6 protein-coding genes and 1 tRNA gene (1 of these 7 running past the window's edge) are annotated in these 15,904 nt (G+C 58.7%); 3 read left to right on the top strand and 4 right to left on the bottom strand.

Features of this window, described 5'->3' with window-relative positions; all coding sequences use genetic code 11:
• Window positions 1–9,074, top strand: partial view of a LamG-like jellyroll fold domain-containing protein gene (locus tag FYK55_RS29985; RefSeq protein WP_150076724.1) — the 3' portion only. The gene continues 26,656 nt to the left of window position 1, outside the view; 9,074 of the gene's 35,730 nt are visible here — the last part of the coding sequence; its start codon lies off the left edge, out of view; the stop codon is at window positions 9,072–9,074.
• A gap of 44 nt (window positions 9,075–9,118) precedes the next feature.
• Here FYK55_RS29985 and FYK55_RS12295 read toward each other — a convergent pair.
• The 3 genes from FYK55_RS12295 to FYK55_RS12305 all read right to left on the bottom strand — a co-directional run bounded on the left by FYK55_RS12295 (window position 9,119) and on the right by FYK55_RS12305 (window position 11,356).
• Window positions 9,119–9,189: transfer RNA gene (locus FYK55_RS12295), tRNA-Gly, on the bottom strand.
• 291 nt (window positions 9,190–9,480) lie between these two features.
• Window positions 9,481–10,092: a hypothetical protein gene (locus tag FYK55_RS12300; protein WP_150076725.1), complete on the bottom strand. Its 612-nt coding sequence runs from the start codon at window positions 10,090–10,092 to the stop codon at window positions 9,481–9,483.
• A 214-nt stretch (window positions 10,093–10,306) separates the two neighbouring features.
• Window positions 10,307–11,356: a vWA domain-containing protein gene (locus FYK55_RS12305; protein WP_161604466.1), complete on the bottom strand. Its 1,050-nt coding sequence runs from the start codon at window positions 11,354–11,356 to the stop codon at window positions 10,307–10,309.
• Window positions 11,357–11,932: 576 nt separating this feature from the next.
• On the opposite strand from FYK55_RS12305, the gene FYK55_RS29710 reads away from it, so the two are divergent.
• Window positions 11,933–13,840 carry a sialidase family protein gene (locus FYK55_RS29710; protein ID WP_235908639.1) on the top strand — a complete coding sequence of 636 codons (1,908 nt, stop codon included), beginning with the start codon at window positions 11,933–11,935 and terminating at the stop codon, window positions 13,838–13,840.
• Here the strand turns inward: FYK55_RS29710 and FYK55_RS12315 are convergent.
• On the bottom strand, window positions 13,831–14,805 hold the full coding sequence (locus tag FYK55_RS12315) for an FkbM family methyltransferase (protein WP_150076727.1): 975 nt from the start codon (window positions 14,803–14,805) through the stop codon (window positions 13,831–13,833). The genes FYK55_RS29710 and FYK55_RS12315 overlap by 10 nt on opposite strands.
• A 333-nt stretch (window positions 14,806–15,138) precedes the next feature.
• Here FYK55_RS12315 and FYK55_RS29065 point away from each other — a divergent pair, with 333 nt between their 5' ends.
• Complete coding sequence (locus tag FYK55_RS29065) at window positions 15,139–15,615, top strand: hypothetical protein (RefSeq protein WP_161604467.1); 477 nt, start codon at window positions 15,139–15,141, stop codon at window positions 15,613–15,615.
• Window positions 15,616–15,904 lie beyond the last annotated feature (289 nt).

Here is a 15,904-nt window from a genome sequence, read left to right on the forward strand (position 1 = left end):
AACTCAGTGGCGTGCAGGAACGCGGGGTTCAGGGCACCGACGCGGACGAGAACCTGTTGTGGGTCAACCCGACCTCCGGTGCGGCCACGACCAACCCATCGTCGGGCATTCCGTACTACGTCACCGACATGGACAACGCTAGTGCGGTGCCGCTGTACCTTCGCCGCCTTGATGGCGGTGTCGTCGTCAAGACCGCGAACCCGGCGCTGGCGATTCCGAATCCGATGGAGGACCTTGCGCCGATCTTTTCCGGCGAACTTGGCGACGCGCCGGTCTACGCCATCGCGGCGTCCAACGGCAAGGCGATCAGCGAGGGTGTTGCCGGACCGATCGCGACGGCCGACACCATTGGCGCGATGGAGAAATGGAAAATTCGGCCCCAGTACGATCCGCAGACGGGTCAGGGTTACGGACACGTCACGATCAGCAGTTCCACAGGGTACGACGTCCATGTGCAGCCTTCCAACAAACTGCTCGTGGTCGGGCCGGCGACAACTTTTCGCGTGATCGCTTTGGGAGACAACAAAATCGCGTTGCAGACCGCTGACGGCGCCGGCTTCGTCCGCGTCACCAGTTCCGGCCTGTTTGCGGACGCCACGACGATCGGCGAAGCGGAACAATTCGAACTGTTCAATCTCGATCAAGCTCGCGGAGAATACGGAACCGTCAACGGCGTCGCGGCCGAGGATGAGCCGTTGACGATCGCCTTCAAACGAAAGTACTTCAACCCGGTCATCTTTGCTACTCCCACGACCAACACAAACCCGTCGACGGTCCGGGTCGGAAACATCACCGACACGGGTTTCTCGTTGCAACTGCTTGAGTCCGAGGACTCGGTCCACAAGACGGAATCGGCTTCGATCAGCTACTTCGTGTTCGAGGCGGGTCGTTATTCATTGCCCGATGGCACGGTGGTGGATGTGGGCACGCTGGAAACACAGAAGCTCAGTGGCGTTGGCTTCGAAACGGTCACGTTCGATCAGGCGTTTTCGCAGGCGCCCCGAGTGTTTACCCAGGTGCAGGGGCTTCCGGGTCAGAATCTTGTCACGCGCACGTTCAAGGCCAGCAACGACGCGACCGTTTCCAGCTACGTTTCGCAAGTGTTTTCGAATGCCCCACAGGGCAAGGCGACAGAGAACCTTGTGTTTTTCAACGACGCTCAGTATTTGGCGGCGGCGCCGCTGATGACGGAATTCGATCTGACCGGGGCGCCGGATGCGACCAGTGACAACGTCGAAGTTGTCTCGGCGTCGGTTTACTGGGCCGCGAATAACTTCGGCAACACCTTTCCGGGAGATTCCGGTCCCGTTTCGATCCCGCCCGTGCCAGGAAACTTCACGGCGAACTTCAAGCTTTGGGGCATCTCGGATACCGCGATCTTCGAAGGGTTCGACGAGGACACCATCAGCGGCACGCAGAACCTCAACAACAGTGCCGCAAATAAAGCGCTCAGCCAGACACTCGCCAACAATGTCAATGGTGTCAACACGAACAGCTCCAATCTCTACGACCCCGATCCGAATACGCCGAACGTTCAGGACCTGTTGGAGTTCTCTCGCACGAAGGGCGAATATGACCTCACCGAGTACTCATCGGACGGGATCACAAAGTTCGTCCAGGACAACACGAACAACAGAGTCTCGTTCTTCCTGACGCGGACGAGCGGCAACTACAACTGGGCAACCTACTTCATCTCCAACAACGACACATCGGCGCCGGCCAAGCAGCCGCAATTGACCATCGAGTACAGCATTTCGTATCCGTACTTGCACACGCGTCAGCAGGCGGTCTCAACGACGGGATTTGAGGTGACTTTGGACCAGGAGCAGGGTCTGAACACGAGTGCCAACACCCCGGTTTCTCCGGAGACGATCGGTTGGCTGGCGGTCAGTCCGGCAGCACCGCAGCCCGGCCAATTGCTCGCCAGCGGCCAAACGCAGGCGAGCGACGTCCTCACCAACTACCCACTGAGCAGTTTTGGTTTCACCGAGCTTCCCAGTCTGCTCGCTTCGATCGCGACGTTCGCCGGAACAGATCCGGTCGTGACGGATGTCAATCTGAGCAGCGAAGCTCAACTGTCTGTCCGGGTCAACGAGGACCAGTACGGTGATTCAGAGACAGCTCACGTCACCGAGACGATTGACCTTCTGTTCGCGCCCAGTCAGTCTGGTGTCTTTGGGGGCCTGCCTTCGGTGTCTTACATCCAGGCGGATGCCAGTGATGCGGGTTCGACGCCGTTGTGGACCGATGCGAACGGATTCGAAGTTGGCTTTGCGCCTCCCATCCAGTACGCCATCAACAGCACCGGTCATCCCGCGGTGGCCTCGGCACCCCAACCGGTCCTGCTGGATGTTGACCGTTCGCTCGCGAAACAGGCCAAGATCGCTGTCTCGAGTGAATCGATTGAAACGGGCGGTGTGGACACCATTGGCATTGCCGGGCTAGCCACGTCTACGAAAAGCACTTTGTCGACGGTGCTGTTGGATCCCAACCTGCAGGAGGTGACCACGGACCACTTCGATCGTGCCGGGGCTTTCAGTATCGGAAACCCCGTGCTCATGACCGCCGGCGAATTCACTTTGGCACTCGAATCGGACGGATGGCTGTATGTCCGCGACGCCAGTGGCAACGAAGTTTGGAAATCCGGGAACACATTGGCCGCAGCGTATGGGGGATACCAGAACGACGGCAACCTCGTCCTTCACGCTGCGGACAACAGCGTTGTCTGGGCCTCCGACACCGCCGACGGCGAACACCGCAATGGCGGGCTGGGCGGAAGGGACTTTCAACTGACTAGCCAAGGTCACCTGGGAATCTACAACGGCGCCGGGCAGTTGATGAAATCCTACGGCAATCCCAGTACCGCCACTCCATTTGCCGTGCTAGAGACCGAACTCTTTGATGCCAACGACAACTCACTCGGTATCCAAACCCGTTACCAGGGATCCGCCGGCACGGTTTCATTCGACCTGGGCGCGACCGATGACGCGGTCACGGTGGAACGCACGTTGGGCGGCGTCGTCACGCAACTGAATACCGGTGACGGGACAGACCGCATTGACGTGACCGGCCGTCTTGGCAACCTCGACAGTCTGCAGGGCAAATTGGAAGTCGATGCCGGCACGGGCAGCAACCAACTTGTCATCGACAATTCGGGCAGCCTTGTGTTCGGCCAAGTTTTTGGCGGGCTGAATGTACAGCTGAACGCTGATTCGGTCGTGAATCTGGCGCCAAATGAAATCGCTTACAGCGCGACCGGGGGCAGCTTCGCACTTGGACTGGACATTCATGGCAACGATCCCGGCAGCGTGATCGATGTCAACGGCATTTATTCGCCGGAGTCATCGGCGGCGCCGAAACACCGCTACAGCTTCACGAATGACGCCAGCGATTCGGTCGGCGGCCTGGGTGCATCGATCGTTGACGCCGGCACAATGCAAAACGCCGTATTCACTGACGGCACACTGGACCTGTCGGCCAATACCGGCCAGATGTCTGGCAGCGTCACCGAGGATGCTTACGTCGATTTGCCAAACGGCATTATCTCCGGGGCGGTCAACACCGGGACCGTCGGGGCCGTGTCGTTGGAGTGGTGGGCGACGGTCTCCCAGACGCTCGTTTGGCAGCGTTTGGGTGACTTCGGTACCAGTGAAGGCGGCGAAGACAATCCGACTTCCGGGGTCAACTCCGACTGGATCTTGGTCTCGCCGAACGCGTCCCCCTTCAGCAATGGTCTGGCAGCGGTCAATCACCCGGCCACCAATGCGGGAGAGCCGGAAGTCGGCCTGACCGGGCCTTTCCCGAACGGTCAGCAAGCTCACGTCGTGGCCGTTTTCGATCACACCGACACCTCCTACGGCGCGAACGGGTCGATGTATTTGTTCCTTGACGGCGTGCTGTTAGGCGGCAACGAACTTCAGGCGAATCTGGATTTGCGGAACTTCCACGACGTCAACAATTGGCTCGGCCGTTCGCAGTACAGCAACGATCCAATTTTCTCGGGCATCTATGACGAGTTCCGCATTTATGATGTCGCTCTGACCGAAGGTCAAATCGCCAGGAACCGAGCGGCTGGCCCGGACGAAGTCAGTGATTCGGCGGCAACGATCAACACGACGCGGCTGTACGGCGGCGCCGGCAAGGATCAGGTAACAATCACCGCGCCGTCCAATGAAAGCGGTCAACTGGAGGTTTTCGGACTTGCCGGAAACGATGTCATCGACGCCAGCGGCAGCGGACAGTTTGTCACGGTCTACGGCGGCGCCGGCGACGACACGCTGACCGGTTCCGATCAGGCCGATGTCTTAATCGGCGGAAGTCCAACCGCCGGCGTCGCAGATGGCGACGACATCATCGACGGCGGGGCGGGTGACGACGTTATCGCCGGCGACAACGCCGTCATTGTTCCGTCCAGCTCAAACGCTCGTTTTCGTGAGTTGTCTGGCAACACGTTGTACGACCCCGCGACCGGCAGCCCCAATGTCGGCGATGAACCACAGAATGCTGGGACGGCGAACTACGAAATCACCATCCTGGATCACTCCGGCAGCACGGATCCCAGCCTGTACGGAAACGACACCATCATTGGTGGTCTCGGGGACGACCAGATCTTCGGCCAATTGGGTGACGACAACATCAACGCCAGCGGTGACCCCGATCAGCATCCGGCAGCGTTGGACCCCAGTTTTGCTGATCCGTTGCTTTCCTACGACGCCTTGAAGGACGACAATTCGGACGGGATATGGGAGCCGAGCATTGCGCGTGTCAATGGCTTCAATTGGGAGCTGCCTTTCTCCGCGACACGGCTGACCGGCATTGACGGCCGTTACCCGGCGATCCAAGCGGCGTTTGAATTCGCCGGCGACGCCGCAGCAGCCGCGTCGGCCGTCGATACCTTCCCCGCAAACGGCGACGGGCCCGATGGAACCTACGATCCCGTTTCTTTCGAGATCTGGGTTCGCATTGACGCACCGTCCAGCAAGGAAATCGTGTTTGAAGTTGGCGGAACCGGGACGGGCACCTCGCTCGCGGTTGACCAGGGCTCGCTGCGACTGACCCTTGGCGACAATGGGAAAAACTTGTTCGTCGAGTCGGCTCTTCCGACAGGGGACGAATTTATCCATGTCGTGGGTGTCGTTGACCTGGCCCCGGCGGACCAGAACACGGCATTGACCCTCTATGTCGACGGTGTCCCGGTCGCGCAAGACAGTAAATCCGGCTTCAATCACTGGGCCGGTATCGACGACATCGGCCTGGGTGGATTCATCAGCGCTATCGGAGGAGACAACAACGGGGCACTCAACGGTTTCGGGAAATTCAAGGGCGCCATCGCGGCCTTCAACATCTACGACCGTGCTCTGCCGAGCGATGGCGTTCGACAACTCTACGAACTTGGCTCGGGTGTTGTCACGGACAGTGATAACGACTACGTCGAAGGCGGTGGGGGGGCAGACACGATCGTCGGTGGCATTGGGCGGGACGACCTGATTGGTGGAAGCAGCAACCTGTTCGGGTTGACGGACGCAAATCAAAGAATCGATGGCAACGACACGATCTTTGGTGATGAGGGCACTCCCGACGACCGAAATGCTCTCGGCGACGACAGCCCGACCAGACATACGGGCCACGCCGATGTGATCGTGGGTGACAACGCCGCCATTTTTCAGCTGGTCGACGTGACGCTCAACTATCAAATGGCCTACACCCAATTGCTGAGCCCTCGGCTGGTCAGCGAACTCGATCCGGACGTTGGTGGCAACGATACCCTTCACGGCGGCGACGGGGACGACCAGTTGCGCGGGCAACTGGGCGACGACGTGCTCTTTGGCGACGGTCAGGACGACGACCTGATCGGCGGCAGCGGCAACGATGTGCTTTACGGCGGTACCGGCGTTGACGCCTTGATCGGCGATAACGGTTTGATTCTGACCAGCCGAAACGGTACCGCCGAGCCGCTCAACGGACTCGACGTGGCACGCGATCCACTGACGCTCTCGCTGGACGGTTACAACACCGGTACGGTCGAGTACATCGGCGGCCTGCTGCAGAAAGACTTCATCGGGTTGCCGACGGATCATCCGGGAGACGACATTCTGTTCGGCGGCCTTGGCGACGACTTCCTGCACGGCGGCCTTGGCGATGACGCGCTCTCCGGTGCGGAAGCCACCGCGGCCAATTACGGCAGCGTGCCGCCGTCTGCCGACACATTGGGTTACGATCCCACCCACCGCCGCTTCGCCGACTACGACGTCGCCAACCCGCTGACGTCCAACCCGGCCATCCTGGCCTTTGACACCTCGGGCGGTGTGGAGGACGGCAAGGACCGCATCTTCGGCGGCGACGGAAACGACTGGCTGGTCGGTGGCACGGGCAATGACCGACTCTTTGGCGGGATGGGAGACGATGTCCTCAATGCGGACGACGATCTGGCCACCGATGTCGAAGACGACAACGGGTTCGGATTTCCCGACGTTGCATTCGGCGGAGGCGGCCTGGATGTGTTGATCGCCAATACCGGCGCGGACCGATTGATCGACTGGGATGGTGCGTTCAACACCGATGCGATGCCATTCGAGAGCGAGACCCCCACGGTGTTTGATTCGTATAGCGACGCTCTGGCCGAGTTTGTATTCGACCTGGGCGTCGCCAGCGGTTCGGACCAACCGGGACCGGATGCATCCCCGGTCACCAGCCTGGTGACCAACGGCGACGCGGTCGTCACGGACGATGGCAACGGTGTCAACTTCAACGACAACTGGAACGTCGCGACAAACCTGGCAGCCAGTGCCTGGTCGCAGCAACCGGTCAGCTTCGCCGGCGACGGCTCCTTCTCCGCCACCATGACCATCGACATCTACTTCCCCGGCGGAACGGCGGGCGGCGAAGGCATGACGTTCGTCTTGCAGCCAACGGGCAACGATTTGCTGGGCGTTCCCGGCGGAAGTTTGGGATTGCCGACTGACGGCAGCACGCCTTTCCTGGCGGTTGAATTCGACAGCTTGCCGGGCGGCCTTTACGACGACGGTGCGACCGGACCGCACGTCGGTATCGACATCAGCTCCGGTGGGCTCGCGGGCGGATCCAGCCTGGCAATGGCCGCAGTTTCTGCATTCAATCAGGCCGACAGCCCCAACCAGGACACCCGCCATGTTTGGATTGATTACGACGGAAGCCTTGGGCAACTTGACGTTTACTTCACTAACGATCTGACCAAACCCGCAAGCCCGACCGTCACCGCCCAAAATGTCGACCTGGACGCGTTGTTCGGCCCCGGCAGGCCGCTTTACTTCGGCTGGACCATTTCGACCGGCGCGACGGAGAACATTTACTACCTCCGTGACTGGTCGCTGGAATCCGGCGGAGAACCGGTGAAAGTGGAAGACTACCCGCGGGGTGAGCTGGGAATCGTCACGATTAGCGATGCCGACTACCCGGACCAGCAAGGTCTCGGGGACGGATACATCAATTCCAATGCCAACACGGCGTCGACGACGGGCGGTCCTGAAGACGACACCGGTGTCACACAGGACGAATCCGGTAGCACGCCGGGGTCGCTGCCTTCCCTTAACCAAGCTCCCACGCTGCTCCTTTCCGAGGATGATTCCACCAGAACGCTGCCGCTGTTCTTCGAGCGATTCGGCCAGCTTGCCGGAGAGCTGGATTTCACCGTCGCTTCCAGCAATCCCGCCTTGTTCGCGCACCGGGCGATCAGCCTGGACCCCGGCAGCCGGCCGGGCGAATACCTGCTGACGTTCACCCCGGAGCCGAACGCCCACGGAACCGCAACGATCAGCCTGGAGATCTCCGGCGACAACGGTTTGACGTTCACGGAAAGCTTCCAGGTCACGGTCCTGTCGGTCAACGATGCCCCCGACTTTGTTGCGGGAGCGAAACTGGTCCGAGCGGGAAGCGGTCAATCCTACAACGTCTCCTGGGCTTCGGACATCACCGCCGGAAGCTACTTCGAGGACCTGGCGGGACAGTTCCTGAACTTCCAGGTCAATGTCAGCGAGAAGGACAAGACGCTATTCAGTGAGCTGCCCACGATCGATCCCCACACGGGCGAGTTGAATTTTGTCGCGGCGCCGGGTGCCAACGGCGCTGCCCGGGTGACGGTTCAGCTGGTCGACGGTGGCGGAACGCTGCACGGCGGAATCGATCGCTCGGACACGGCTGCATTCACTCTCGTGGTCTTGCCCCAACCGACCGGAATCCAAACGCTGATCTTGAACGTGTCGCCAAATCCACGAACCGAGCCGGTGGACGCCTTGACGATCGTCTTCGATCGCCCGGTCAACGGATTCGATCTATCCGATTTGACGCTGCGGCGCGACGACGGCTTTGACTTGCTAGCGGTCAATCAGGTCCAATTGACCACGATCGACGGATCGATCTGGACGCTCCACGACCTGGCACGGATCACCTCCACGCCCGGGTCCTACACGCTGACTCTGGACGGGCCTGGTTCCGGCATCACCGACGACTTGGGAACCACGATGGCAGACGCCGCGATCGGATCGTGGGTCAACGCCTCCCCAGCGGGAACTCCGTTCGACGTCAATCTGAACGGAGTCGTCTCGCCGCACGACGCGTTGCTGGTCATCAACCAGATGATCCGCACGGCGGAAACCGGTCCGGTGGATCCGTCCCAAACGATGTATGACTACGACGTCAATGACGACGGTCGCATCACACCGCGTGACGCCCTGGCGATCATCAATCATTTGGCGCGTCAATTCGCACTGCAAGAAGCTTTCGCCGCCGGGGCCGGCGCTGAGGGCGAAGCGGTCGAAGTTCTTGCATCATCCGACTTCATTGGCCGCGGGCCCCAGGCGAAACCGTCATACCCGACGGAGACAGTGATCGATTCGGTGCTGTCTGATTGGCCCGACAGACGGGGGTTCCTGGGGATTCGATTAACGTTCACCGACACCGGCGCCGTCAACGAAGAAAACGTCCTCGAACGGCTCGCCACCAATGCGGGCATCCCTCACCGTGTGACGAATCACGACTCCGTGAAAGATGCCGCACTTTTGGACCAACTGACAGCCTCGATTGAAAACGTCGAGGATTGATTCTTGATCCGCGTGCCCACTGAACCATCTCTCCTATTCGCACAAGCGGGTGAAGGGAATCGAACCCTCGTGTCCAGCTTGGGAAGCTGGTGTTCTACCATTGAACTACACCCGCGACGGGCCCGCCATGCAACAAGCAACGCCATGCGACAAGCAACCCAGTGTACCACGCTAAGGCCTTACGAGCATCCGTTTTGACTTTCGACCGGCAATGGCAAGCAACGACGCAGCGCCGTTTGATTCCTATCGTCGGCTTTCACTCCGTGAAAGCACCGTTGGCTATCGGCACTGTTCCAAAGCAGAAGCCGACTGTGCCCATGGCTCTGAACGAAACTGATCGATACGTCAATCCGCATGACGGGTTCACTTGCGTGGGAACCGTCAGACGTCGAGCATACTCCGTCCTTCAAACACTTGATTCGCCGGGCTTTGTCATGCCGGACTGGTCAGATGAAACATTCGCCAGTTCGCGTGACGCATCGATCTCGCACAGCACATCTCGAACTCGATCGGCATCGACGAGTCCCGTGACACGTAACGGTGGTGCGGTGGAGCGAGCTTGAACCCGAAAGCAGAGTGACTTGAGCAAACAGCGTCGCAAAAGTGGTCCCTGCAAAGTCGCGTAGCAGGACACATCGCGGAAATGAAACCGTTGGTCCAAGACCACAAAACCGCCGGACACCAGTCGCAGGTAAGGCCCATCCACCATCAGACGCAAATTCTTGGCCTTCAATCGAGCCGAAGGTTGGAAGTAAGAGAAATATAGAACGCCGCCGAACGCGGCGCACGCGAGAACGCCACCGAGCAGGTAGATCACCAGCCAGCCGAATTGAAACCAGAAGCCAGCGGGGCGGTAGGGAGCCAGATGCGAGTTGAAGAACGCAACCGCGAAACATAACGCAAATGGCAGCACCAGCCCGAAACAGCCAATTCTCGCTTGGATCAGCAGGTACCGCAGCAATCGCTCTCGGTCGACTTCGAATTCAATTTCCAGCGGGAAACGATCTTTGAATGACACCAGCGGCCTCAACAGCGGATTCTTGTCGTGTGATTCACGCAGCCTTGCCCCAAATCATCAGCAGCCCGCTCAACAGGAACGATGAGCGGCGTGTAGGTTTTCGATCGTCGCCTTCACTCGATGGCTTCTCGTTGGACATGACCGGTCGCCGGCAGACGGTAAGTCACGCTAAAAAGTAACGTTTCGAAAGCACGCTGCAAGAAACCCCTTCCCGTCAAGAACGCCGAAGCCGGCGACGAGGTCGCTGATTGGATGGCCGGTTGGAATGCTGGGGAACGGAACGCAACTTATCAAGCTCAAAGAATTCCAGCACTTCCCGACGATGGTCCTGGCCGAATGCGAGCACCAGGATATCTTCCATCAGCTGTTCCACCTCCGATAGCACAAAGGCGTGGCCACCTCCGGCTTTTGCGATTTCATAAAACGCTTCCATGGGGTATGGCTGTTTGCAGGTGATCGTGTGGACTCGAGACTTCCCTTTGCGTCGAAAGGAATCGGCAAGCCGCAGGCACCGCGGAAGGTCGCGATCATGCGGAGGTGCATCGCCGAAGACCAACATCACCTTTTGCGCATCCGTGCGGAAATCGTTTTCCATCGCGACGTACATGCCTGCCTGCACGGCCTCGGGCCTGTCGCCCCCGCCCGACGCTCGTGTCTCGTCCATGAACCGCTGCAGCAAATCCACTTCGCTCCCCAGGTCAAGCTTTCGGAACAGAAAGGGGTCGCCACGGTCGCGGTAAGAGACCAGCGAGAATCGCGCGGCAGGTATTTTGTTCAGCACCGCCCGGCTGATCAAACGGATCTGGTCCTTGACCACATCAATTTCGCCACGCATGCTGCCGGTGCTGTCGAACACAACGACGATCTCGATCCCGTACTTTTGCGCGTCAAGAAGCCTTCCGGCAAGATCCGGTGAAAGATCCGCCAGACTTGGCGTTTCGGCCGACAGCCGTCTCGACGCTAGGTCCAACGGGGGCCCGAGGGCGACAGGGGCCGCCGGAGGCAACTCGACCGGAATCAGTGAATCCTTTAGTGGTGGGACGTCAGGCATTTCCAGATCCACCACCACGGACTGCAAAGCGGATGCCGTCGTTTCTGGCGACTGCTGCACCACCAAAACGATCTCCTCCTCTTTCGTGAACCGTGTGACGAGCAACGCGAGCAAGATCAATCCGATCAGGTGGGCGATGATACTGATCAGCGCTGCCGGAGCGTCGCGTAGCACCCGTTCCGTGAACGCGTGATCCGAAACATGACCTGTCATCGCTGACCGTGATTCGCGATCAGCCGGTGCAGCCGAGTCGAATGATGCCGGGGTAGGGCACACCGGGGGCGCAACGGGGCAACGCGTTTCCGTCGAAGGAACCATCGACCGAATGCGACGATCCAAGCGGTCACGCACGATCGCCGACGGTTGCAGATCGATTGGCATGGCCGAACGCGCCCGTGAAACGGTAAGGACAAGATCACACAGCGAACGGCCCCTCCGGCCCACCGCATCCAATCATTGTGGCCGGGATGCCTACCGGTGGTCAAATCCGCTGCTCCACCAGACAAAGACAACTGAGAATCGCCGATCAAGCGCGATGGCGGAGAAATCCAGCAAAAGTTTTCCCTGAGGTTTTGGGGTACCCGTGGCATTAGCACGAGGCCCGTTGCAACCCAGGACAATGCTTCGATCGCTAACCACGCTGCTTTCACGAAGCGAAAGCCGACGATTGATGACGCGATCAGTGCGACCAGACCGTGTCACGTGTTGGCAGCTACATCCAACGACGTAGGCAAACTTCGGGTAGGCTAAGACACATCCTCCACGGTTCGCCTCCACGCAAAATGCCCCATGTTCACTCGCCACCACTCCGCCGGTTTCATCGTCTTCCTGTTGACGTTCACGTCCCTCCTTCCCCCGGTCAAATCAGAAGACGACTCGAACGGGAACCTGCAATTCCGCGATGTAACGTGCGAAGGTAACTACGAACGCCATTTGCAAGGAATCTGCACGGACCACGACACGGCGATCTACTGGTCATTCACGACGAAGTTGGTGAAGACCGACCGCGAAGGCCACGTGCTCAAGTCGGTCCCTGTCGCCGATCACCACGGGGATCTCTGTTTCGACGATGGGCGACTGTTTGTTGCCGTGAATCTCGGGCAGTTCAATCATCCAGAAGGGCACGCGGATTCCTGGGTCTATTGCTATGACGCCGAAACACTGGAATTGCTTACCAAGCACGAAACCCCCGAAGTGTTTCATGGCGCCGGTGGGATCGGCGTGATGGAGGACAGCTTCTACGTCGTCGGCGGACTTCCCGATGATGTCCAGGAAAACTACGTCTATGAGTACGACGCGAATTTCCAGTTCGTCGAAAAACACACGATCGACAGCAAGTGGACTCAGCTAGGGATCCAGACAGCAACATTTCACGACGGTGCCTGGTGGTTCGGTTGCTACGGAGCTCCAGCAATCCTGTTGAAGACGGATGCCAAATTCAAGCTGCTCGGACGACACGAGTTCAATTGTGCGTTGGGAATCGTCGGAGTGGGCTCCGAGCGTCTGATGTTTGCGAAGGGATCGCGAGACTCCGCTGGCCGCCACCAGGGGTCTCTCCATTTGGCTCGCCCCGATGCAAACCTTGGATTGGTTGAGATCCAATCGTCGGCGTCATCTGCCCAGCAGCGTCCACCGGAGGGCGTTCCACCTGGAGTGGAGAAACCGCTGCGGATCGCACCTCGTCCCGGAAACGGCCGAAACAGTGAGGGTGATTTCATCAAACTGAAAGATGGTCGACTGTTGTTGGTGTACACAAAGTTCATCGGCACGGGGGACCATGCCCCCGCCGAACTCGTTGGGCGATACTCTTCCGATGGTGGGAAGACCTGGACCCACCAGGATGTGCCGATCATTGGCCGCAGGGATGGTGATGCGAACCTGATGTCTGTCTCGCTGCTGAGGCTGTCCGATGGTCGGATCGCACTCTTCTACATTCGGAAATACCGCAGTGCTGAAGGGTCGGCGTACCCGTTCCTGGATGACATTCTCATGCGAACCAGTAGCGATGAAGGTCAAACATGGTCCACGCCGACATCTGTCACGGCATCAGAACCGCCGGGCTATCGCGTGCTGAACAATGATCGCGTCATCCAACTTGAAAGCGGTCGATTGGTTGTTCCGCTGGCGGTTCACCATCAGGCGGGGTGGCCGAAACACAGAAACTCCGCCGAGATCGTTTGTTACCTGTCCGATGATCAAGGCAAGTCATGGCGAGCAAGCAAGAGCAGGCTGACATCCGAACAATTGGCCCAGGAACCCGGCGTCGTGGAACTGGCCGGCGGTGGTCTGCTGATGTTCTGTCGCAGCCGAGATTGTCAGCTGACCTCCAGCTCAAATGATGGTGGCGACACATGGAGCGATTTGAAGCGATCGGAGATCACTCAACCGACGACCTCACCCGCTTCCATTGAGCGGATTCCCGAGACGGATGACCTGTTGCTGGTTTGGAACAACGGTGCTGATCCGCTGGCCGCCGAAAAGCCGATTGGTCGTCGCCCGTTTTCGACGGCCATTTCCAAGGACCATGGTGTCACTTGGCAGCACGCACAACACCTTGGCACCGATCCCCGCGGCTGGTACTGCTACACCGCGATCGAGTTTGTTGACGACCACGTCCTGTTGGCACATTGCGAGTACCCCGGACTCAACTCGCTCCAAGTCACGCGTGTCCCAATCAGCTGGCTTTATCAGCCGTGATGCAAAAGGGAAGCAGCCGACGATGCCGTCGGCCGTAGCGACTCATCGGACATCTTCGCGACGAAATAGTCTATCTCGCTTTGGTAGAACGCAGCGAAGTCTTCATCCTGAATCAGGAGAATGTCAAAGTAGAAGAAGCTTGATGTCAGCTGATAGAACAACAGATTCCGAAAGGAAGAGAGATCTGACAACTGGTGCTTCCCCATCAGCTGCCCAAAATTGTCGTAGAGCAAGAATTGCCTATAGCCAGACTCCTCGAACAATCGAAGTGTTTGAAGGCATTGATCTACGTAATCGGTGTTGCCAAAGGAGTCACATTCCAGGAGCACCATGGGGTGTTGTTTCGAAATCAACTCGGTGGCCCCGTTGATGACTTCAAAATCATGGCCATCGGTGTCAACCTTCAGGACGTCAACGGTTCCCGAAAAAGGGTGGTCACTCAGAATGGCATCTAACGGCCTGCGACGCATCGTTGCTCCTTCCTGCGATTGACGGATCGATGCCGTGCCGCTCTTCTCGTGGATGGCAAACGTGCCCTCCTCGCTGTAATCGGAACAGATTTCCGAAACAATCTTGACGTTCTGATTCCAGCCCCAATTCTCAGTTAGGAACGCTTGAAACTTGGGGTTTGGTTCGATGGCGAGGAAAGCATCCGTCTCGTTCGTGTAAAACGCAGCCAACGTATCGCCGATATTCGCGCCCACATCAACGCAATTGAGACGTCCATGTTTCTGGTGGACGTAACGGCTGATTCTTTGCGGCAGCCGATCGTAATTTGGGAATTGCCGCAGGTACGCCGGAAGCAAATGAGAAAGCGGCATTTTCAGCTGAACATCGTGTATCGGCAGCGAACATGCCGGATCGTTGAAGAGCTTGATCAGAACCTTTCGCGCGAAGCTCCATGCTCGTTTGGTCGTTTGACCGGACGACAGGTATCGCTTGTAGACGAACGAGGCAATGTCCATGCGTTCTCCCCTGGGGATGGTCAATATTCACAACAGCCGGGGCATAGCTAGCGACGCACGGACACGATGGCGGTAGGTTCGGTGAATGAGCGCGTCCGTGTGCATCCCGTTGGCTCTTCTTTTTAATGAGTACCGAAGCTTTCCGAAAGCTACCCGCGCAGCCGGTCAGAATCGATTTGCTTTGTCCTACAATTACATCGAATAATCGCGACTCGTTTGCGGTGTCCCTCTGCCCTTTGGTTTTTCGGAACAGGGCGAGGTCAAGGTCTGACACGATTCAACCTGGACGATCCATTTGCCTCCTGCCTGACCTCCACTTGGAGACCCGTGATCATGATTCCCTCATTCCGTGGCGGACTTCTGTTGAGTTTTGTGTTGATGCTGTCGCCAATGCCATTTCAGGCTCCCTGTCCGGCGGCGCCCCCACCGATCAATGTCTTTCAACTGACCGGTGAGTCGGCCGATGAACCGATCGAAGCCCGCTTCCGCATCGTCGGCGGCCAAGGGCATCGATGGCTGTTTCGCAGCCGGATGCTGCACCTGGGCGGCTGGGAAGAGCCGTCCGGTGGCGGCCCAGCGGCGCCCGCCGGCCGATCGGCGGTACTGGCCCTGGATGTCGCCGTCGTGGACCAGAACGTTTCCAACCTGCTGGATCGCTTCCGGGGTGAGGAGGTCTTGGTTGAGCTCACTAGCCCCGAGCAGGTCAAGTCGCGGACAATACGGTGTCCCCGATTTAACGGCAGATTCAGCCTCTACGACGCGTCGCAAGAGAGAGCCCGCGCAGTTCTGTTGATCACGGCCCACAAATAGGCTTGTGAGGCGTGACTTCTTACATGACGTCAACTGCTCGTCCGCCAGAGGCCCAACGTTGACGATCTCGTCCGATTCCCACCGTGGAATTTGAAACATGGCGGAGATTGTGTTGAAGAGCGATTCCTTCTTGGACGGCTTTAGTTTTCCGAGTCGTTCTGCCGCGTACTCAACCGGGTTGTCATTTGAATCACTTTTTCTTTGCTTCGCAGGACGCTTCTGAGGGTGCTGATCCTCTTCTTCTTTGCGAGCAAGCTGAATGAGAGTTTGCGAAAGCCGCAATTTGTCT

This window comes from Roseiconus nitratireducens (assembly GCF_008629675.1).
Taxonomy (GTDB): Bacteria; Planctomycetota; Planctomycetia; order Pirellulales; family Pirellulaceae; genus Stieleria; species Stieleria nitratireducens.

What these genes read in the sequence shown, in the direction of transcription:
- FYK55_RS12305 (WP_161604466.1), bottom strand. Translation starts at nt 11,356, where the DNA reads ATGACAGGTCATGTTTCGGATCACGCGTTCACGGAACGGGTGCTACGC.
- FYK55_RS29710 (WP_235908639.1), top strand. Translation starts at nt 11,933, where the DNA reads ATGTTCACTCGCCACCACTCCGCCGGTTTCATCGTCTTCCTGTTGACG.
- FYK55_RS12315 (WP_150076727.1), bottom strand. Translation starts at nt 14,805, where the DNA reads ATGGACATTGCCTCGTTCGTCTACAAGCGATACCTGTCGTCCGGTCAA.
- FYK55_RS29065 (WP_161604467.1), top strand. Translation starts at nt 15,139, where the DNA reads ATGATTCCCTCATTCCGTGGCGGACTTCTGTTGAGTTTTGTGTTGATG.